10 protein-coding genes are annotated in these 23,293 nt (G+C 44.4%); 4 read left to right on the top strand and 6 right to left on the bottom strand.

Annotated elements, in window-relative coordinates; all coding sequences use genetic code 11:
• Positions 1 to 154 precede the first annotated feature (154 nt).
• Positions 155 to 2,530 carry a zinc-dependent metalloprotease gene (locus KYS23_RS09710; protein ID WP_220099903.1) on the bottom strand — a complete coding sequence of 792 codons (2,376 nt, stop codon included), beginning with the start codon at positions 2,528 to 2,530 and terminating at the stop codon, positions 155 to 157.
• 432 nt (positions 2,531 to 2,962) lie between these two features.
• Between KYS23_RS09710 and KYS23_RS09705 the strand changes: the two genes are divergently transcribed.
• The 3 genes from KYS23_RS09705 to KYS23_RS09695 all read left to right on the top strand — a co-directional run bounded on the left by KYS23_RS09705 (position 2,963) and on the right by KYS23_RS09695 (position 5,986).
• A complete protein-coding gene (locus tag KYS23_RS09705; RefSeq protein ID WP_218418475.1) occupies positions 2,963 to 4,171 on the top strand; it encodes an aminotransferase class I/II-fold pyridoxal phosphate-dependent enzyme in 1,209 nt (402 codons plus the stop codon).
• Positions 4,172 to 4,380: 209 nt separating this feature from the next.
• Positions 4,381 to 5,556, top strand: coding sequence for a saccharopine dehydrogenase family protein (locus KYS23_RS09700; protein WP_159531519.1), 1,176 nt, complete (start codon positions 4,381 to 4,383; stop codon positions 5,554 to 5,556).
• A 166-nt stretch (positions 5,557 to 5,722) separates the two neighbouring features.
• Entirely contained in the window at positions 5,723 to 5,986 is a 264-nt protein-coding gene (locus KYS23_RS09695) for a DUF7218 family protein (RefSeq protein WP_159531521.1), read from the top strand.
• Positions 5,987 to 6,142: 156 nt separating this feature from the next.
• Here KYS23_RS09695 and KYS23_RS09690 read toward each other — a convergent pair whose 3' ends face one another.
• A complete protein-coding gene (locus tag KYS23_RS09690; RefSeq protein ID WP_218418474.1) occupies positions 6,143 to 7,327 on the bottom strand; it encodes a pyridoxal phosphate-dependent aminotransferase in 1,185 nt (394 codons plus the stop codon).
• Positions 7,328 to 7,937: 610 nt separating this feature from the next.
• Positions 7,938 to 12,362 carry a hypothetical protein gene (locus KYS23_RS09685; protein WP_218418473.1) on the bottom strand — a complete coding sequence of 1,475 codons (4,425 nt, stop codon included), beginning with the start codon at positions 12,360 to 12,362 and terminating at the stop codon, positions 7,938 to 7,940.
• Positions 12,363 to 12,554: 192 nt separating this feature from the next.
• On the opposite strand from KYS23_RS09685, the gene KYS23_RS09680 reads away from it, so the two are divergent.
• The gene (locus tag KYS23_RS09680; RefSeq protein WP_159531527.1) at positions 12,555 to 12,965 is read left to right on the top strand and encodes a hypothetical protein; all 411 of its coding nucleotides are present in this window, start codon (positions 12,555 to 12,557) and stop codon (positions 12,963 to 12,965) included.
• A 126-nt stretch (positions 12,966 to 13,091) separates the two neighbouring features.
• Here KYS23_RS09680 and recD read toward each other — a convergent pair whose 3' ends face one another.
• Genes recD through recC form a run of 3 tightly spaced genes read right to left on the bottom strand, consistent with a single transcriptional unit; the run spans position 13,092 to position 22,950 of the window.
• Entirely contained in the window at positions 13,092 to 15,113 is a 2,022-nt protein-coding gene (recD, locus tag KYS23_RS09675; RefSeq protein WP_159531529.1) for an exodeoxyribonuclease V subunit alpha, read from the bottom strand.
• A complete protein-coding gene (locus KYS23_RS09670; RefSeq protein ID WP_218418472.1) occupies positions 15,110 to 19,321 on the bottom strand; it encodes a UvrD-helicase domain-containing protein in 4,212 nt (1,403 codons plus the stop codon). Before KYS23_RS09670 ends, recD begins: the two co-directional genes overlap by 4 nt.
• The gene (gene recC / locus KYS23_RS09665) at positions 19,318 to 22,950 is read right to left on the bottom strand and encodes an exodeoxyribonuclease V subunit gamma (protein WP_218418471.1); all 3,633 of its coding nucleotides are present in this window, start codon (positions 22,948 to 22,950) and stop codon (positions 19,318 to 19,320) included. The genes KYS23_RS09670 and recC overlap by 4 nt, the downstream gene beginning before the upstream one ends.
• Between the last annotated feature and the right edge of the window lie 343 nt (positions 22,951 to 23,293).

Below are 23,293 nucleotides of genomic sequence, written 5' to 3'. Positions count from 1 at the left end.
AAGTTTAAGAACACATACAGAAACAAAGCTAGGAACAAAAAAAGCGGTTAACCTGTTTAGGTTAACCGCTTTTTATTAATGTTTACGTGTTAGTTGTTGGGGGTTAGGCGTTAGCAAAAATACACGCCTAAATTTCAGCGCTTTTAAAATAAAGCTATATAGGTGAACCCGGTGGTAACGGCTTCACGTCGAACGCCCCAGACCAATGCCCTGATTTCCAGTATGTATCGAAGTACTTATGTAAAACTTCATCAGCATCCCTATCGCTGTCATCATCTAGCCATTCGTCAAACTCCAATAACGCACTGTGCATCGCCATTTTAGCTTCTGGTGCTAATGCTGGGTTTGTTACGGCTTTCATTATGGCGTTTAATGCAACTAACTGTAGACGGGTAGCAACCAAATCACCTTTACCGCTACGTTTGTGTTTTGCACGATACCAATGCACGTTTAATATCTGGCGCACTAGCCCTTCCACACCCACGAGTTCCTTTGTACGGCTACTTTGCCATGCTAAACGATTCAAACGTTCTGGGTGTAGTAATAGCGACAATGCAAAATCACTAGCAGAGGCAGCTGCAGATACTGGGTCGAGCATAAGCCCCATTTTTCCTTGAAAATGTTCGCGGGTAACATCATCACCGTACGCAGTAGGCGGAATGAGTGACAACACGCTTTCAGGAATAGCTAAATAAGGCACGGTAGTGGCAGTAATAAGCTGCTGCATGGCACGTTGCTGTACCTGTGGCGCTACGTCTTGCTGGCCTTGTGGCGTGGTGTAATCACCTTTACGCTCGTATTCGTAAATCAAACCTCCCACTTGTTTTGCCACCGCTTCTAGTTGAAAACGATGTAGCAAGTAAATAGGCACTAACGCATTTTCCAGAGAAGACAAGCTCGCATTGGGTTTCAGTGTATTCATTCCCAGTTGATCAAGCGCATGACGACGAACCGCAGAGATTTCATCAAAGGCATCTAGCGGATCGGCACCGTTTTCCCACATGTGACCGTTTGCCGAACTATGACGTGAACTTCTGGTATCAGAATCAGACTTAAACGCTAGACCTTTATTGCGGGTTTTTACAATTTGCTTAGCCAAGCCTTCGGTTTCTTCTGCGCTAGAACCAAACTCTTGATAGCCATAGACAATAGCGTGTTTGTCCCACGCGCCAATACCCTTATCGTAAGCCCCTTCAAGGCTTACTTTTCCACCTTTTAAAGTAATTCGAGGGTGTGGATAATCCATCACTGAAGCCATGTCGTTTTCACTGGCAGCAAAGTTGTGCGCTATACCTAGGGTATGGCCTACTTCATGAGCCGAAAGCTGCTTGATGCGATCTAACGCCATTGCTTCTTGTTCTGGTGAGCTAGCATTATCACCCGAAAATGGGCTTGTAAGCCCTAATGCGATTAAATAATCTTGGCGAACACGTAACGAACCTAATGTTACGTGACCTTTAATAATTTCGCCTGTACGAGGGTCGACCACCGATGAACCATAAGACCAACCTCGGGTAGCCCGATGTACCCAGTTAATCACGTTGTAACGGACATCCATGGGATCGGCATCTTGGGGCAATACTTTCACCTGAAAGGCATTTTTATAGCCTGCTGCTTCGAAAGCTTGGTTCCACCAGCTGGCCCCTTCTTTTAATGAAGACATCACCGGCTCTGGAATACCTGGGTCTAAATAATAAACAATAGGTTCAACCGCTTCGCTTATAGGCGCATGTGGCGATACCTTGGCTAGACGGTGGCGTGTAATAAAGCGCTGCTCCGTAGGCTCATTAATTGCCGTAGAATAATCGAAATAGCGGAACTTCCAATAACCTGAGTAGGGATGGTAAGCACGCGGTGTATAACCATCGTCAGGCAATGCAACAAATGAATGATGAAGGTGAACAGAAAGGTTCTCAGGATCTGGCGTGACATCAGATACATAGTTGCCAGGCTTGCTGCCAGCGAATGTGACTAAGGCTTCAAGCTCGGTGTTTTTCTCAAAACCCTTTGTGCGCGGTAAATACACCCCGCTGCGGTTTTTGTCTGCTTTAAAGCTGCCTTGTTTTTTAGCTGACAAGCGATTGCCAATGCCATGAATATCGCTGAATAAAAAAGGTGTGTAGTCGATTAAATTAGCACTATCGCTTTTTGCCACTATAACAAAGCCGGCTAATACCGAACTGGCAAAGGCTTCATTAATACTTTGCTTTTCAGCTGCGCTACCATGGTCCGCGCGGTACTTAGTATTTAACTGCTTCAACATCAGCTTATTGCCAAAGCGTTCGAAGGTAATTAAGCGAGTACGCCCTAACTGGCCTCTATCTAAACCAATATCGTTAGAGCCTACGCCGTAGGGTAAGCTGCTTTGAAATAAAAACTGCTGCTCATTGTTGGGTATCGATAAATACACTTTGTCAGTTTCATCATCGTAATATACGGGGATGAGGCCTTCTTTGGCGGACATCTCTTTGGTGAATTCACTAATGGTGGGTAACGTTGCCCACACAGGTGTCGCGAAAAAAGCGGACATGACAACAACCGTTAACCACCGAATAGCGCTAAATGAGAACCACTTCTCAACCTTTGCCTTTTTATCACTTTGTTTGTTTTCGACTAACACGACTGATTTCCTTTTAAATAACGCGAGCGCTGTATTTTACTTTTTATATCATCACAACTTATACCTCTTCTACCCTATCGTAAGTGTTTGATTATGCATATGGCTATTCATCGAAAAACACCGTGTATTGCGTGAATTTTTAATGGGTAAGGTTTTAGCTTAGTCGCTGATGATTAATGCTTGTGTGTATTGCTATTAAAAGTCGCAACTTGAACCACTATTGGTCATGGCTGCTGGCTAACGCTACCTGCTTTTGCCTATTAGATATGGCGACTTTGTTGGTAATTAGGTTTGCACAGTTGATATAGTACGGGGCATTGTTACCCTACGTTGTAAGAAAGCATGTTGAAGTACGCTACTCGAGCCACCACCCTATCCCCTTTTTTAGCCATGGCCTATGGTGAAAAAGCCACTGCGCTTAGCAATCTAGGACACGATGTTATTCGGTTAAATTTGGGTGAGCCCGACTTTGGCGCGCCCACGCCGGTTGTTTACGCTATGAAGCAATCGCTAGCTCAAGCTGATTACCCGTATACTTCAGCACTAGGCTTGCCTGAACTTCGTAGCGCCATTGCCCAGTTCTATAAAACACAGCACAATGTTGATATTCCAGCTTCGCGCATTGTGGTGACCGCTGGCGCATCTGCGGCTTTGTTATTAGTCAGCGCTGCGTTGGTTGAAAACGGCGATAAGGTGATACTTGGCGATCCTTCATACCCATGTAATCGTCGATTTTTAAACACGTTTGGCGGCGAAGTTACGCTAGTGCCGACTTCTAGCGAGCAACAATTCCAGTTAACGCATGATGATGTAATGCGTCACTGGGATAGTAAAACCAAAGGCGTGCTCATTGCCAGCCCGGCTAACCCAACCGGCACCGCTATTGCGGAACGTGAATTGTATAGCATTGGTGAAACCTGTAAGCAAAACGATGGCTTTCTTATTGTTGATGAAATTTATCTCAACTTAGATTTACGTGAGGGTTCACCTTCTGCTAAAAAGCAACATGCCCCACTTAACACCGTTTTGGCGAATGAGCGCCTTCACAACAACACCATTGTGATAAATAGCTTTTCCAAATATTTCGGTATGACGGGATGGCGTTTAGGTTGGTGCGTAGTACCCGAGGGTATGACACACGTTATGGAGCGGTTAGCGCAAAACTTATTTATTTGCCCCTCTACCCTTGCCCAGCAAGCTGCGCTAGCGTGCTTTACACCAGAGTCACTTGCCCAATGCGAACAGAAAAAAGCACAATTACGCACACGTGCTACGTTTGTGCTGCAAGCCATTGCAGACATGGGCCTGAGTATTGACGCTACACCAGACGGCGCGTTTTACGCGTATATCAATATTGAACCTACGGGCCTTACCGCCATTGAATTCTGTGACCATTTATTAGAAAAAGAATATATGGCCTTAACACCTGGCGATGACTTTGGTGAACATAATGCCACCCGTTATGTAAGGCTGTCGTTTGCAACAGAGATTGGCCGGTTAAAAGAAGGCTTAACCCGTATGAAACGATTTGTTGAAACCTATATTCGCTAACCGGTATCTCGTCGCTTTTATGTATTTTGTTTTATCTATTCTGCTTTATCGAGCACTGCGTGTTTAATAACTGGTGGCGAATTGCATGTGCATTCACACCCAAATCAATACTCAATTATTACCTAAAAAAATAATTTAATGTGTATGGATTGCGTATATTGGTTGCACATAAGTTTTCCATGAAATATACAAAACAGGACACGTTATTTATGAGTGATCAACGGGAATTTGATGTAGTGATTTTTGGTGCCACAGGTTTTACCGGTAAATTAGTTGCTGAGTATTTCCAGAAGCAGTATGGCAGCGACAGTAGCGTAAAGTGGGCTATTGCCGGGCGCAACGAAGCCAAACTTGCGGATGTTAAGGCCGATTTGGGCATCAGCGACACTGTAATAAGCATTGTTGCAGATGGTGAAGACGACGCTGCATTGAATGCGCTGACTAAACGCACCTCAGTGGTACTAACCACGGTAGGGCCTTATCAAATTTACGGCGAAAAACTACTTTCTGCGTGTGTTGATACCGGCACGGGTTATACCGACTTGTGTGGTGAGCCTGCGTGGATGCACCAGATGATTAACAAGTATGAAGCCAAGGCAAAAGAAACGGGAGCCAATATTGTTTTCTCGTGCGGGTTTGACTCTGTACCTTTCGATTTGGGGGTTCACTTCTTACAAGAACACGCTAAAAAGCAAACCGGCGAAGCGATTGAATACGTAAAAGGCCGTGTAAGAAAAATGCAGGGTACGTTTTCTGGTGGTACAGCAGCCAGCTTAAAAGCCACGATGGTAGCAGCACATAAAGACAAATCGATTATGTCTGCACTGATTAATCCGTTCTCGCTTGCTGATGCTAGCCAAAGTCACCCACAGCCAGATGGCACCAAGCCCTACTACGACGAATCTTTAGGTTCGTGGGCGGCGCCATTTATTATGGCGGCTATCAATACCAAGAATGTACACCGTTCTAACTACTTGGCAAACTTCGCCTACGGCAAAACCTTTCAGTATGATGAGATGATGCTTACTGGCCCTGGCGAGAAAGGCGAAGCGATGGCGAACCATGTTGCCCAAGACAAATCATTAGGTGGCGAGGGTGGCCCTAAGCCTGGTGAAGGCCCAAGTAAAGAAGAGCGGGAAAATGGGTTTTACGATGTTATGTTTATCGGTGAAGCAACTAATGGCGATACCCTTGCGGTATCAGTAACCGGAGACAAAGACCCGGGTTATGGCTCAACCAGTAAAATGATTTCAGAATCTGCCCTTTGTCTTTGTAAAGATGTGTCACTTTCTGGCGGCTTCTTTACACCTGCATCTGCATTGGGTGATAAGTTGATTTCTCGCCTCACTGAAAAAGCAGGGCTTACGTTTACTATCGAGAAGTAAGCGGTTTTCAAATAGTACCCATTTAACAAACGCCGGCTGCTTATTGTTAAGCACCGGCGTTTTTCTATTTAATCTTTCCCCATTGCATTACCTACACTCCAATTAAACTAATAGCTCGTCTGCAAAGTATGCATATGAGAGCAAAAGTTTAATAAGGAGCACCGCCATGGCCAAGCAACACGCAGCACAGATTAAGAACGACGACACGTATGAAGCGCTTCGGGATAAAGGCTACAGCAAAGAAAAATCAGCCAGAATTGCCAACGCGCAAGCTAACGATGAGCAATCGCCCTCGAAAAAAGGCGGTGAAAGTAAAAAATATGAAGAACGTACCAAGAAAGAGCTTTACGACAACGCTAAAGAAGTAGGTATTTCAGGCCGCTCAACCATGAGTAAAAGTGAGCTTATTGATGCGCTACGACATCATTGATACTGCATTGAGGGTGCTTTACTAGAGAAAGCGTATTTTGAATTCTAATGCGTACTAGTAAAGGTAGGGTTAAAAGCCGATGGTTTTGCTGTTGACGTACCCCATAGAGGTATCAACAAAACCACCAGCATTTAGTCTTTAGATTGCGTTACAAACTTATGCTAAAACCGTTTTTAATGCTTTTACGCAAGCATCCGTTTCTTCAGGAATACCTACACTAATGCGCGACCATGTGTCGTAGCCAGGCCATGTTCGGCCAACTACTTTAATTCCTTGCGCCTTCATTAACTTTGCAAACTCGTCGTGCGGCATACCGGTATCCATATAGATAAAGTTGCCTTGCGGGTTTTTCGCATAAGCGTGGCCTAGTGACTCAGCAGCAGCTGTTAGCTTCTCACGCTCAACTTTCACTCGCGTACGCATGGTATTTAAATTTGCATGATCTTCCATGCTAGCCATGCCCGCAACTAATGCTAAGTAGTTCACCCCCCCCATACGCAACATGCCACCTAATTGCTTTGCTTGTTCAGCGGGCAGAATGGCATAACCTAAACGTTGGCCTGCCATAGCATGGATTTTAGAGAAAGTACGGCAGATAACCACATCATGCCCTTCAGCCACTAACTTTGATTGTACGTTAGCAGGATAGGCGTCTGACATTTCGATATACGCTTCATCGATAAATACCTGCGCTTTTTTAGATACCCGCTTTGCAAACGCGGTAAGCTTAGCGGCATCTACCACTGTGCCCGTCGGGTTATTGGGGTTACAAATATACACAGCAGTGGTGTCTTCAGTAACCGCAGCTTCAATTGCGTCTAAATCGAAATTCATATCCGCATCTAGCGGAACGTAAGTGACGTCAGCGCCCATGAATTCGGCCCCACGAGGCACACCCTCGTATGTAGCCATAGACGTTACCAATTTATTGCCGTTCTTCGTAATCCAATCGGCGTAGCCAAATAAGATGGGAGAAGAACCATTGGTAACAATAATTTGATCTTCAGATACCCCCTCTTGTGCAGCAATTTTACTTTTAAGCACATTAACGGTTGCATCTGAGTAGCGCGCTAAGTTGAATAATTCACCTTGCATGGCATCTACCGCTTTAGCTGAAGGGCCAAAGGCGTTTTCATTAGACGATAAACGTACAAGGCCGTCACTCACATTAGGAGTAGCAGTAGGAAAATGATCCGTTTTCATACCCGCTGCGCTAAGCTCTTTAACGCTAGAGTCTACACATGCTGTTAGCGCCACTGCGCCTGCACCTATTCCTACTGACTTTAACCAATTACGACGTGATGAATTAACTGAAGGATTATTTTTTATTTCTTGTTTCATTTGCCACTATGCCTAATAAGTACACCGAACTTTAGATTAATGGGTAACAAGCGGGCATGCAAGAGAGAATTTTTAGTAACCCACTGAATTCATTGCACTTATTTAGTGCGCGCAATGCTCAAAAATGTACATCACTTATTAACTGCTACATTGAGATTTTAATTCTTCTTTAAATCAGATTTCGGACAATCCACATACAATGCGGTGAAAACCTGATATTTTGCTATAGCGGAGCATATGGTTTTGTTACGCTAGAATTTCGTCCGCTTTTTACCAAGAAAGGGTATTAGTGACGCATTTTCATCATTCACGTTTGACACTATTAGCTTAGAAATCAAAAGAAAATAGCCTATTTTAGCAGCAATGTTTTTATCATCGTGACTACAAGCCTTACTCTATTTTTTATAATCTTTCGGCTTAAAAGACGCAACTAAACATGAGTTGTAGTACCCTTTTTTGTATACTTCCCCATATTAAGCTGCTTGATCCTCAAGTTTATTAAAGCGCACCGAATACGATGAACATCATGCTACGTGTTGGTGCATTATGGTGCATATGAAGATTTAGAAAAATACGGCTTTTTCTGATCATCCTTCAGCATTTTTATTTGTCAGTCCTTAGGCAATATCTCTAATGTTCGAAGGCTCGATAAATTAGTAATTAACATGGGGAGTACACCGAGCACCGCCGCTAGCGTGGTAATGATGGAGTCGAATGCAATATTGGCACTAAAAATCACTAATAAAAATAGCAGCCCCACCAGCATAAATAATGGTGGCCGCAAGTTATGCCAAATACTAGACCGCGTTTCTGTAAGCCATGCCTCAATGTGCTTCGCAGACTCTGCACTCATGACAAACTGTCTAAAGCTCTCATTCACCAAGTGCCATCCACAATCTCGATAAATTAAGCCCCTTCGTTGTAAATGCCCAATAATTTCGGCACTTGCAGGGTTTAATTTGGCACCTTGTGCAAGCTGCAACAAAATGAGCCGTTCGTTTGTTGTACATTGCTCCCACCTCAAGCGATATGCAGGTCGTGCATGGTGAACAAAAAACTCAACGATTTGCTGGGGTGACCAGTAATCATCTAATTTCAGTGACTGTTGCCCCTCCTTTCGAGAGGAAACATTGGCACCATTTAGTGACGTTAATAGCCCATTAATATCTTCTGCTGAGCGTTTCAGTTTTATTTCTAGGTGGTAAATTAAAAACGCCTTTTGCACATCAAGTAAATCGGGCCAATGAGTAGATTCATGTGCTAGTACCGAAAAGGCGGAAGGCGATGTGGTGAGGGTATTCTTTTTACTGGCCACCCAGTAATAATGTATAGAAAAACTGCGAAGCAATTTACTCCATTGCCACAACTCGTTTTTACTCGGTAAATGCTCAAGCTCAAATGCAGGAAAGCTCTCAGCGTGGCTAATTAGCTGCATGGGTGACATTTCAGATACTAGAATTAAGTGACACTTGTGTTGTTGAAGCGTTTGAATAAGCTCGAATGCCGCATCTCGTTCGGTGTGATCAAGCAGTGCCTTATTTAGCCCTTTTAGGATAATAGTAGGCGTGTTTTCATGTTCATCTATTTTTATTATTTTATCAAAATTGGGTTCTTTCACGCGAGTGAGCCAATCTTGGATGTCACCCACTTTATTTTCAAAAATTGTGTGTTCATGCGCTAAGAATGCTTTTTCTAAGTCAGATTGGCTCAGTTGACTGATAAACTGCACCTGCATACGTTTAGAATGTTGTGGCGTAAGTTGCTTCCAAATGTACTCGCTTTCTTCCGCTTCAGAGGGAGGGCGCAAGCGGTAGCTATCAAAAATATGCTCACCTAACAGCTTGCGACTAATAAGCAAAAGGGCTGCACAAAACACACAGAATACGAAGACAGCGGTAATCACTAGTACTGGTAAAAAGTATAAGGCACTAGATGCTCGCATGAAACGTTGCGCTGAGTAGTGGAGTATTTTGTCACTGGTTGTTTTTATATCGGTACCCGCTTTAAATCGATACTCCGCTGCAGAGTCCGTTTGTAACTTTAAATTACTGACAATAGCGTTAATAAAGGTATCTGTGTTGTTGTTCAATACCGATGAATAGGCCTCTGCGTTGTCCAGTGTTACCCACTCTTCTCTTTCTAATGCTGGGAATATGCGCTTGAACGGGATCTCTGGGTTAGCAGCTGGCAGGCCTTCTCTTCGACTCAATGGATCCTGATACATTAATGCTCGATACTTCTGGCTTTCCAGTGAGACATCTTGCTGCATCTCCAACAGATGCTGATTCTGGAAGGTCGCCTGCCCTTCTAGCATGTAGCTGTTTACGCTATTCACTAATATAACGGTAGGCACAACCGCAATGAAGTAAATACATCCCGCTAAATACCAAATGTAGCTGTTCGGTACTCGACTGCTCAACTCAGACAAACTACTGGGTTTTTTATTTGATTGAACAGCAATCCCCTCTCGGACGGATTTCACCCACATTAGATAACTAGAAAGCAAAAATAGCCCGAAACCTACTAGTGGAAAGAGTAGCGAATCGTAGCTCGAATGAGATACATGACTGTTTTCAGTGTTGTTGTAAACCTCCGATAAAAGCACTAAAGACAACGTGACGAAGCACATCAACGGAATAAAAAAAGGCATTCGGATTAACAAACTAGGCCTGTTGAGGTATCGCCATGCTAAAGCCTTTAACGATAATTTTTTACCCTCCACTTCAACGGGTACAAAGATAAACTGCAAAATAATAAGCATGAAAGTTAACGTAAAAGACAAAAACGCCAACCGTGGGATCACTGCATTGATAATGCCTATGGTGAAAAGTTGCATTGCGCAGGCAGACCAAATCCACAGGGCTAACCAGCGATAGGTTTTACGATCCCCCGTTAGGGTATTTTGGTTTGACGTGGTGATATTTTCATCATCATACTGATAATGAAATAAACGCGCCCACACACCCTGCGAGCTAACATATCGGCTTATTAGTACTAAGGGAATTAATAGTGCTAGGTAAAGAATAACCGCAAGAAACACCAGCAACATGTTGATTTGTGAAGCTTCTTCTTGATTATAGAAAACCACGAGCGCCCATTCGGGTATTGCTTCATGCAATGGCCCAATTACCATGCTGTGTTCTTCTCCGCGATAATCTAACTGCAAGTGTGCGGGCTGGTTAACATCTATATTCTGCAAGTTGGACAAGGTAGTTAAAAGCTGTAAATCATGCCCATTTTCAGCCACGAAACTTTCGACTAAACTTCGTTCTTCGTTACTGTGGTAGAGCACTCTCCCCGATTGGTCAATTACGGCATACCCTATATTTTTTGGCATAACGCGCTGATTTAAACTTCTCAGCAATGTACCTATCGAGCTTATACGCTTTGTTATTTCACCTGTATCATTTTCCTCATCTCTATCGGTACGTTCGAAAACCAATTGGCTATTAAACCTGGCATCGTCAATATTACGTATTCGTTCAATAAAGAAATGCTGAGGCATCGCGCTGGCTGTTTTAAGTAACTGTTCGCAGCACACTTTTTGCCCTGTGCTTTTATAGTGTAAATCACCAATAAAATGTTTATCCAAACGCCACATATTTCCATGCCATGCACGCCTATAGTATTCCCGCTCATTCAAGCGTGTTTTTTTAAAGTTATATAGGTTTTCATGAGGACGAAAAATCATTGATGGACTGTTCTGTTTATAGCTGGTCACGACACCGCTTTTGCCAAGTAAAAACCAGTTTTCAATGAAATAAGCATTGTTGTCAGTTACTGATTGCTCGTTAATCAGCGGACAATTCAGTAAATCTGTAGGGCGAAAATTTTCATTACGATTGTTCGACGCCTTACAGCCAGAAGTGACTCCTTGTTTAGCTCTCTTAAAATAACGCGTATCTAATTGTAATAACTCCGATAACTCTTTAGCGAAATCTAAACTTATGGATTGGTGTATATGTTCTGAATCTAGCGTTTTTTGGGCAAGCCAGTATCTAAAAAAGAGCTGATCGCTTATCGCTATCGTAGCAACCCCCAGCAAAATGAATAACCCTAAAATGCATTGAGTGACATCAGAACGTGTATAGCTATAGGTGGGGGCGCAGTATTGAATTTTAAGAATAGGAAGTGTAGCGACGAGCAGTGTTAAGAATAGTACTATCCATAATGCCGTATTGTTGCCAATTTTAAGGTTATTGAGAACCACTTCTTTTTTTTCTACGAAAGCGAGCAGGTAGAGTGTTGTTGCGTTGTCTTCACCTCCAGCGTTTAAGCCAGTTATTGTAATTGGTTGCCGATAAATACGTAGATAGAGCCCCGCGATTTGCCTGTCTACAGAATCACTCGCCTTTAGTCCTATCCCACCTTCTATATTGTGGCCGGACGCTTCGCCACTTCCTTCGTTCTCACCTAATAATTCACCTACGTTCGAAAAACGAAGATCGGATAGCGCTTTTGCAAAGTTACTGTGTCTTTTTTCTGCTAAAACCTCCCCTTTTCCATCACTGATAACCAGCAATGGAAACGGGCTTAAATGTGTTGAGATTAGATCAGCGATGGGAACGGTTACCGTTTTATGCCCTACGTGAACTTTAAAAATGCGAGACTTAGCGTCGAATTCGCTGTTAGTAATAACTTTTCTGTCATCGCCTGTACTTTCTATGCCGCTACCTTCATTTCCTTCGACCTTAGGTTTTTCTCCAGTACTGTCATTATTCTTCTTTTCACTGTCAGCGGTATCTGCTATTCCAAGGTGCTTAAAGTTTTCATTCGAACTAATGCGCTTTTTAAACTCGTTGTCTTTGTCTTTCTCATTTTCTTGAGACTTAAACTCTTCTTTCACGCTTGTCAAAAGCATATCAAGAGATTGTTGTAGACCTCTACCCGCCTCGTTTAACTGGCGCAGATAACCATGGTTTTGTAGGATTTCATTCTGTTGAATTCGAAGAAAGTAGTAAGCAGAGCCCACCAAAATAGCAATAAACAAAAGTAGGCTGTAACGCTTGAGAGCTTCGTGTCTGCCTGTGTGCATAATCCATACATCCATGTCGAATTAAGATAAATAAGTATGGAACAACCAATTGAACTTGTACACTTTTTAAACAATTAATTTACGATAACTTAAGCTATGAAGAGAGTTTTAGCCCGTTTTGATCCATATCAACGCTATCTTGACTGACTTGAACCACACTACGCCTATCCTTAAACCATTATGACAACGTGTATGCTCTCGTTAGTAAATAACAGCAATACAAACCTAAACATTCGTCCCGAACATCATGGCTTGTATAAACTTAGCTTAACGCGTAATGCGGACATTGCGGTTGCGAGCAAGCCTGTCTTTGGTGCGAGTATTACTTTTCACACAGACCTACTCACGTACGACAGCTTCATTGTTAAGCCTGACAATCTATTAGGATGGGTAGATCTGGGGGGATTGGTTTATTTTACTATTTGTTCAGGTCAGCATCCCCTTGGCGTGGACAATGTGAATACTACAACCACACTACCTTCACAATTTATAAGCGCGGAAAATGGCATGCTGCGCTTCACATCAACGCTTCGCATATACCTGCTTGCGAAAACGCCCAGAGACATTCAGGAACATGGGTTGTGTTACTTCACCCCCGTGTAGTTAACGAGATATAACTACACGCAAGCAGGTTATCAAGAATGGTATACCTACAAGCGACTGCCGTTGTAATTACTAGCTTTTTATTGCCCCAATTGTTGTGAGCCTGTAACTACGAGTTGCTGCATATTATTCATTTTCTGAAAAGCACATTTTAATCGCTTCTGACAAACCTGAAAAACGCTTATCTCGCCTTTCTACCATAGCGCTAAATGTGGCGCTGTTCGCTATAATTAAACAACCTTCTTTTGCCCTTGTTAGGCCGGTGTAGACTAGCCCTCGATGAAATAGCCCTGCGGCTTTTTCACTTTCAGGTCTAGGCAGTAATAACACCACGTACTTAAACTCTGAGCCCTGCGATTTATGTATCGTCATTGCAAATACCGTTTCAAAAGCAGGAACTCGAGATAAAGAAATTGAACGTAGGACGCCGTCTTGAGTTTCAAACCAAGCCAGTAGCTTTCCATTGAGATCAGGCCAGATAATACCCACTTCGCCGTTTGATAAACGCTGTGGATGATTGTTTTTCACTATCATAATGGGCTGGCCTTGGTAGAAAATACCTTCGCGGCGTTTGATATTGTGTTTTATCGCGTCAAATACCAGTGCATTTAACCCCTCTACACCCATGTCGCCCTTTCGAACTGGGGTCAACCATCGCACACGATTGAGCAGACTAAGCGCTTCTTTGGCACTTTGCGCTTTAAAAACAGGTTCGTAGCTTTCTTGTGCTAACTTTTTTAACACGCTGGTCTTAAACCTAGTTTCAGCTTGGATATATACACCATCTTGTAGCCAGTGGCTATTCTCGCCATGACTTTGAGGCTCAGCCTTCTGGCTGGCCTCTTTTGAATGCATAGCATCTAGCGCTTGCTTGCTTCTCCCGGTCTGAATAGCGGTAGCGACTTCAGCCACCTGCCCTTTAAATCGCTGAGGCGCTTGAAGGGTATGCACCCAGGTTTTGGCATTTTCGTTAACGGGCAGTAAAGGCAGATGTGGGCACAGGGTGGCAATATGTTGACGTAGCTCGCGAGTAACTGCACCTAGGTTATTTTCAGATATACCCGTTTCGGCAAACTCTGCTTCATCGCTATCGTGTACAAGTTGCTCAAGTACGTTACCCAATTCTACAGCAGGCAGTTGATCCGCATCACCGATAAAGTACAAACGCGCATGAGGCGGCAAGGCGCGAATAATTCTAGCCATGAGCGCCAAATCGACCATGGACGCTTCATCCACAATAAGCACATCAAGCATAAGCGGGTTATGCTGATTGTAGCGTGTAGCTATGGTGTGTTCCCGTAAGCCTAGCAACCTATGCAATGTGACAGCATCAGTAGGTACACTGTTTAACAGATTATCATCTACCTTACCGCGTAAGCTTTCCAAATTACTCACGATAGACTCGGTCATGCGCTGCTGCGCTTTACCGGTTGGAGCCGCTAGCACAATTCGCTCATTCTGATTACACGCTTGAAGCGCTAATAGCAGCCTGAGTACTGTGTAGGTTTTCCCCGTGCCCGGACCACCGTTAATAACGCTAAATTGTTGCACTAAACTTTTCGCCACAGCGACTTGTTGCCAATCTTGCTCATCCATGGCGTTGGTTGGAAACATGGCTGGCCATAGGGCTTTAACCCTTGATAGCCCATCTTCACTTAGCGCTGTGATATGAGTTCGATTAGCAATGCTGGCGGCAATCTCCTGTTCGAAATTATAGTAGCGCCGGCTATACAACTTGCCTGTTTGATAGACAAATAGATCAGTAATTTTGTTATTCTTGTCATCCGTTTCACTGTCCAGTGCCTTTTTAATCACACTGATCATTTCGGTAAGACCTGGAAATGCATAGCCTAATTTATGTGGTGACGTATCGGTATCTGATTCGGTAGATTCAGATACCGTGTTGGACTTTGTTTCTAACTCAGGGTCAAGCTCAGGCTCAACGAACAGCCTAGTTCCCGCGACTTCAGTGAGTAACAAGCAACTATGGCCGCTGCGCTGCATAAATGACAATGCCACCAACAAGTGTAACCAGACAACCTGTTCAGCGTCGGTTAGCCTTTCGCAATGCGCAAACTCCAGTGCCACAAAGCGGTCGATAGCTTCAATCCCGAAAAGTTGTTCTACGTACTCGTTACTATCTATCATAAGTCCAACTCCCCTTGCACAGCATCGGGCGACGGGTCATTTGAGGCTTCTTCATTTGAATGTTTGTCGGCCAAAGGCTTTTCGGCTGAAGGCTTCTCGTTTGAAGTCTCTTCGCCTAAAAATAAGCGATCCAAAGCCTCTAGCGTTCCGGAATCTATGGGCGTGAAAAAGACGCCCTCCCCGTTCGTATTGCTCGGGTGCATTCCTCGTAAATACAAATAATACACGCCACCAAAATGTGCTTCGGGCGTATAATCGACAATGGCATTCTTTAAGTATCTGTGTAGTGCTAAGCAATAGATTAAATACTGCAAGTCATATAGATGGTGCTGATTATTGGCGTTTAATGCTTGAGGCATATAATGCGATACGCTATCGCCTAACCACGTAGATTTATAATCGGCAACATAGTACTTACCATCATGCGTAAATATTAAGTCGATAAACCCGTGCATCATGCCTTCAAGGGCCGACACCATTAACGAGGGAACAACCTCTGCTGTAGGTAAACCGGTAGCAGTTTCTGAGTTGTTACCTACCGCAAGCTGTTTCGCCACTGACTTTCTGTGTTCAAACAATATGTATTTTAGTTCGCTCCATTTACTTTCGTTCATGGGAAAATAGAATTCTGCTTCCCGAAGGGTTTGCGGCAGCGAAAGGTCCGATAAAGTAAGCTGGCTTTGGGAGTCACTTAGCAAGTGGCTTGTAGGCGTAGGCATAGAAAGCGGTGTAGCCAGTACTTCATCTAACCACGAATACAAATCTGCTGTACGTGCTGTTTCTAAGCCGAATCGAACGGCGAGTTCAGCACCACTTTCACTCCAGTCAGGCGCAGAAAAATCGTTTAGCTCAAGTAAGTCATGCAGTAAATTACCTGCACTCGCCCCTTTCTGTAAGGTAAAGCGTATTTGATCTGCATGTGGCGCAGCTGTTTTTGTATCTGACTTTGTATTGCCCTGTTTAGCCGCGTGCAATGGCGTTGCCGTTTCCTCAATTTCCGTATTTCCTGCCGCCATGCACTGGGTAACTACCTCACCAAACGTACCAGCAAAACCATCATTAGATGTTATCTCTTCGTCTCGTACCGTCTGCATAACTGGAATGCTGGGTACTGCAAAAGAAACGCCTTGTGCCGCTGACATAACCGTCATGCGGCTAATAGCCGAGAAAGAATATAACCGCCAATCTTCGCTGCTAGTACCTGCAAACGTTAACGTACTTAAGGGCACAACCGTTTCCGTGTTGTCAAAGCTTGAATACTGTTGAGCCAAGGGATCGGCGCAAATGTGGGTGGCATGAGCTTGCGGTTCACTGGCAATGGCGTCTAACACGGTGCCCCAATCACGACCTTCATCGTCATTGATATTGAGTGCATGGGCCAAGGCGCTTTTTTCATGTCCGTCTAATGGCAATACGCCCATATAACAACGATGCGCTGCACGGGTAACGGCTACATAAGCTAATCGCATTTCTTCTGCGTCACCCTCTTTACGTACTCGTTCGATTGCTGCATTAGTGCGCCCTAATTGCAGCTGCAATTCTTGGCTCTGTTCATCGTAATAGGTGAATATTTGCGAGTACGACTTTCCACTCTTCGCTGGGTCTCGGTAACCTGTAGCAAAGGGAACAAATACAATGGGGTACTCTAAGCCCTTAGACCCGTGCTGGGTAACCAAGCGTATTAACTGGCTGTCACTTTCAAGTCTTAGCGTCATTTCTTCATCACTTTCAGGCTGATGAATTTGCTTGTGCAGCCAATCAAGTAATTGCTCTGGGCGCTGATGAGTTGCCCCCGCCTTCTCTAACGTTTCCGCTAGATGTTGGTAATTAGTAAGCGCGCGCTCTACTTCTGAACCATATGGCGTGTAGTTCTCTTGCATTAAGTGCAACAATACGCTCATGCAGCCTTTTTGTTGCCACATATCACGCAGTGAAGTGACCTTGTCGTAAGCCTCATCCCATAGCGCATCGTCTTCGTGATACAACAAATTAACTAGGGTTTGCGGTGTATAACCCCATAGCGGTGATGCCAAACTTGAGGCGACCTTGCTAGTATCTGTGTTGTGCCACACACCATTGAGTAGGCGCAGCACATCTTTAGCCTCAGGGGAGGCAAATAAATTACTTCTATCGCTTAAATACACGCAGGCCAAGCCTTGTTGCTGTAATACATATTTAATGACGGAAGCTTCATTACGGTTTTTTACCAGTATGGCAATATCGGCAGGTTTAACCGGTCTAGCGGGTTTTGTGGGATCCTTTTCATCGACAAAAGTCACCTCGTTAAACAAGCGGTAAATCTCTTGCGCTATCCATTGTGCTAAACCACGGCGCAGCGTATTCGCATCACTTTTTTCATCTAAACTAAAACTCACGTAATTCATTGCATCACGTTCGTCATTAGAATCGTTAAGTGGGTGGGTTGCTGCCGCAGCTTTGGACGTAAATTCAACCGGATTGTATTGAATATTAAAACCGAACACATCTCTCGGGCTAGGCGCTAGCGCAATGGCATCCTGCGTGCTTTGTGTTTGTGAGATGGGCGCTGCTGGAACTGGCGCGCCGTAAAACAAACGGTTATAGGCCTTCACCATGCCGGCGACCGAACGCCAGTTGGTATTCATTACCCACCGATAATCGGCCTGCTGCCCTGCTTTTAAATAAGTAAAAATGTCGCCGCCCCTGAAGCGATAAATCGCTTGTTTGGGGTCGCCAATCATCAGAAGTGCATTTTCGCTTTTTGATTTGCTCGTGTCTGGTTCAAAGCCAGCCCCAGAACCTTGGTTACTATCTAAGCTTACGTCAATACCTAAGCTAGCTTTAATGTCAGCGCCGGCTTCGTGATTTTTACTGTTATTAACCTGTGCTTTTGGATAAACCGCATCTAAAATAGCGTATTGCTTGGCGTCGGTATCTTGAAACTCATCAATTAACGCAACGGGGAATTTCTTCCTAAGCTCAGGTACTAAGCTATTATTAGGCTTAACCACTTCATCGGCGAGCATACGAATAAGGTCGTCAAAGTCGATAACCCCTAGTTGTTGCTTTTGCGCCGCCACATTGCTTTTAATAAAGCTAATAGCATGGTTAACCAAGGTAAATACAGGAATTTTATCGAGGTTGTCCTGCTTGTCTTTACAGGCAGTTGAAATGGCATCGGCAAAGCCTTTAATAGGCGCAAGTATTTCTTTTACCCCAGACTTATTTCTACCAAACCGACGACCATCAAGAAAGGCAGCGCCCTCTGGCGGTAGCGGCTCATATTCACCACTTTCAAGCCAAGACTTAAGTGCAGCAAGTTCAGGCGTACGCAGCGCTTTATGATCAGGCTTTTTAAGTAGTTGATCGTAAATAAGCGCTTCGTTATCAACAATATTATTATAATGAAACGTAAACTGTGCAGGCGCAGTACTTTCGTTTTCGTGAAGGCCAGCGATAAACGCCTTTTCTATGGTTTCCTCATCTAGCAAAACCGGCGTAAGCGTGCTTCTTACGCTTGAGGAGAATTCATTTAATAGGCTCTCTGGCACATGCCAGCCTTGTTCCGCCAATAACATGAAGTCGTCTTCATTTTGGGAGACTTTTCTTATCCAATCCTGTGCCGCCTGCAAATACAGATCTGCAGTGTCTTTACTTAAATTCAACGCCATTGCAAAACCACTATTAAACGCTAATTGCCCAATCACATGCTGGCAAAAGCCATGAATAGTGAAGACAGACGCATCATCAAGTTCTAATTGCGCAGCTTTTAGCAGGGCCAAACTGTCTTTGGGTGAACAGGCTCTATAGAGATGGGCATAGACAGGGTCGGTGCTGTTTAATAGCGCAGCTAGGTCAGCATTTTCATTTAAATCGTCTTTGTCATTACTAGCGCTATCACGACCAGCACCATCATCACCAGCACTATCATCACCAGCACTGGCACTACCTGTATTAGTGTCATCAACGCCTAAACACGCTTCCCAGAACGCGGTGGCTTCTCGCAGCGTTTTGGCCACACGGCCTTTGATTTCTTCGGTGGCCGCTTTGGTGAAGGTCATCACCAAAATCTCTTTTACGTTAAGCTTTTTCTCTAACAATAAGCGTAAGTACAAACGCGTGATGTTGTAGGTTTTACCTGTGCCCGCACTGGCTTCAATTAAATGCCTTCCTTTTAGCGGCATGGCGGGCACATTTAGTAATTGCGAAGCACTTGTAGACAAGCTCATAACTGCTCCTGTGATGAAATGTTAGCCACCAACGCAAACAATAAAAAAGCCTGTGTGGTTGGCATATCATGCCAACTCACGCCATCAGGAAATAACCATTTAACATAAGGGTTACTAGCGATATCAGCAGTAAATTGCCCTGATGACTGAAGCCAATTTTTGAGTAGGCGCTGGGCATCATCACTGGCAAAAAATGCACGTATATCGGTTATTAGCGAGTTGCCGGGTTCATCTGTGTCTTTGGTATCAATAGTATTTTCAGAATCAAGACCACCTTGCTTATCCACACCTTCCCTATCATCTAACCCTTGGGCGTCTAGACTTGCCAGAAATGTGGGTAAGGTGACTTTGTTTGCCAGAAGGGTTCCGGGGGATTTTTTTGTGCCACTGACTACGGCACTCATTAATGAACTATATACGGGCGTTGGTGCGCTCAATATGTCAACAAACAATGATTCAATACTCAGCAAAATTTGGCAGGCTGTGTTTTTATCTACTGACGGAAAGCTACGCTTCATTAGCTTGGTTTCACCTTTTACCCAATCGCAGTAAAAGATATCTAGCGGATATTGTGTATAGGGTGTTACTTCCTCGTTTGCGCTAAACACAAGCTGTGTCATAAAGTAACCTAACGCTCTAATGTCATTCACCTTGCCTGCGCACGGCTGCATCAAGCTGTTTCCACCTTCAAGCGCACTGGCGGTAAACGTAAAGTGGTTGCCTGCAAATTGCGCCCGTTTGGGTTCAGCATCATGTGGTCCCATCGCTTGGGTAAGGGCTACCGCGCTTTCCTTCCACAACTCAAGCTCCTCTAGCGCCACCGGGTTATTGGGAATGTCACCACGAAGCGCGGCGAATTGCACTACCCTATCGCTATGCTGGAGGGTTGCCGCATTAGCATCATCGAAGAAAGCACTGGAAGAAAACATAGCATCGAGTACTTGGTACCGCACTAGTGCGTTGGTTTCAAAAGGTTCGCTATTGTCTAGCAAGGTTACCGATTGGGATAAGTCAACGCCTAACCGCTGCTGAGAAAAGAACTCAAGAGGATCTCTAAACGCTCGAGCCACCTGCATACACTGAAAGCTCGCGTTTTCAGGGGAGCTGTCTACTGCCAGAGGCGCGAGTGAATGTTCTTTTTGCCTAGTTTCTTCACTGCTTTTTTCGCTGCTTTCTTCGCTTTTGTCAATGTTGGGGCCACTCGTAGCAGCGTCACGTAATGATTGGGCTAGACGCAACCAGCCCGTCTCATAGCTGGGGAGTGTGCCGGTAAAAGCACTTTCACTAAACGGATGCAATGGTGCATGTTTTAAATAATGACCCATATTTACCTGATAGCCCGTGTCTAACATATCGAGAAATTCGCCTAACACTAGGCTGGGCTGCCGCTCACTGTTATTTTTTACATCGTTACCTTGGTAGCTTAAATATAGGCTTTCTCTGGCCGAAATAATCGCTTCTAAAAAAAGATACCTGTCTTCTAAACGACGCGAACGATCGCCCACTCTTCTATCAGGCCCCGCCATTAAATCGAGCCCTAACGGTGTAGACTTACGAGGAAACTCGCTGTCGTTAAGCCCTAATATGCACACTTTTTTAAACGGGATACTACGCATAGGTAGCATGGAGCATACCGTGACTTGCCCCGTCATAAAGTGGTTACCTGCATCGGGAGACGAAAATCGGCTTAACAGTAATTCCCGCACCTGACGTAAACTTAAATCGTAGGTATATTCGGCTTCTTCACATCGAGCAGCCAAATCAGCGGCAACTTTAGCAATAAGATCCCAGCTGTGTTCTTGTTCTTTGGTTGGTGTAAAGCAGGTATCACGCAGGGCTAATAAATCGGCACCCCATGCATTCGGGCTTCGCGGGGTATTAAGCTCAGTGGCAAATCTGCCTAGTAACTCAATAACATGGATAAGCTTACCAAGCGTTACCGTCGACTGTCCTTCCACATCAGGAATAGTTAGCATGTCGTCAATAACACCTTCACTATCTGGCGTTAACATACCTAACAATAAACGCCTAATTCCCCACCACCAGCTGTAAGTATTTTCATGGGTGGCCCCTGCCGACACATTGGCTTTATGGCTGCCATCCAACCCCCAATGAATATGAGCTTGCTTAAGCCATACGGTCATTTGATCGATATCGTCTTGAGCAATACTGAAGCACTTTTGTACCGCATCAAGTTGTAAGTAGTCGACAATATCCGATACACCGAATCGGCTGTCAGGCAAATGGAGTAGCGTCATGTAAGCGGCAATAAGGGGTTCTGCATCCATGGGGCTTCTATCTGCGATAGAGCACGGCAAGCGAACAGGCCCATTGCCCGCTAGGGGTTTGGTACCCACCCGATGAAATACGGTATCAACAAAGGGGGCATAATTTTCTATCGCGGGGCACATTACCAGCACATCGGATGGCGTACGAGATGAGTCCTGTGATAACCAGTGCAGTAAATGATCGTGCAGTACCTGCACTTCACGTAACGCTGAATGGGTACACATAATGGTAACACTGTCATCAGCGTTTTCGGCAGAGCCTGTTTCTGTGCTTCCTTTACTTCCTATAGTGCCAACGTGCGTTGCGGGTAAAGCTTCTAATATATCGTTGTGAATTCGGTTTAAAAGTAACGTTTCACCAGTTTCACTATCAGCAGGAATCGGCGCGTCGAAGGCACTGACTTCAAAGGTGTCTAAATCGGTAAGCAAATTAAAAAGCTCCCTCCCCTGCTGCCCTAAGTTGCCTAACAACGAGTTGCTTTGATCTTGCTGCATCCATTTCTCTAACCCGTCCATACGCAGCTGCCTTGCCAGTTCACTATCGCTTTTCGCATCGCCCCAGTAATTAACACTTGGGTTCAAATGAAAAATATGAATATCGATGTGCGCCGCTAATGCATCGAAAAAGGCAATCAACTGCGGTGCCATGGTGTTGATTGCAAACACCACGATACGGTTGGGTAATTCGCTATCACCACTTTTTAGATGATCGCCGTTATTTAACGCAGTCAGGGTAAGTTGGTGCAGTCGTGCAGGATGTAAAGGTTCTTGCTTGGCAAGGTGACGCCATATTTCGCTTTGCCAAATTTCAGATTCATCATTGGTTTTACGCTGGCTTTCTTCCCATGCAAACAACCAATCTGGACGATATAACAAATATTGCTCGTACACATCGGCCAGCGCCGTTGCCAATTGCAACCGTTGTACGCCCTGCTCTTGCTCACTTCCCGCTTGTAACCAGTATTTATTAACTTGCTCGAACGCTGCCATCGATTGTAGAGATGTCTCTTGTCCTGATGCCTCTAGTCCCGATGCCTCTAGTAAAAGGGCATCAATGCGCCATACGAGGACTTCACGTCGATAAGGCGATTGCTTAGGTACTTTATCTTTACCCAACACCAGCCTTGCCGTGTTCCACATAAATCTAACCGGCAAAGGAAAATCAAGATTCATCGCCACGCCCTGCTCTTTAGCAAGTTGCATACTTACCCAGTGCTGCATACCTGGGCTTTCGACTAATATCGTTTCAGGCGTAAAAACACCATTGGGTTGATGCTTAATTAGCGTAGTAAGGAGGAAGCTGAGGTGTTCAAGTTTGTTCGATGGATAAAGCGCGAGCAATCGGAAAATCCTTTGTCGTATTCAGCGGGCGTTATGATAATGAGTGTATCGTAATTCAATGAATAGGTAAGCTGAAATTAATTAGATTTAAGCGAAATTATTATATCGTATGGGGCTAAGTAGATGACTAGAAGGGATAGACAATAGAAAGAAAAAAACCCATACAGGCCTCAGGACACGAAAAACCTGTATGGGTAAGGTTTACGGGTTACCCAGTAGCAACGTGAATAAGCGTTGCCTGGCGCTCATTCACGTTAGCGCTACTGCATAACACAGTTAACAAAATTGATTTTGCAGGTTAAGTGCCAACTTTTATTTCTAATGAAAACAGAAACTTAGATTA

Source organism: Alteromonas lipotrueae, assembly GCF_019249255.1.
GTDB classification, from domain to species: Bacteria; Pseudomonadota; Gammaproteobacteria; order Enterobacterales; family Alteromonadaceae; genus Alteromonas; species Alteromonas lipotrueae.
Note: the sequence above shows the minus strand (reverse complement) of the source record. Positions and strands in the feature narration are given on the sequence as shown.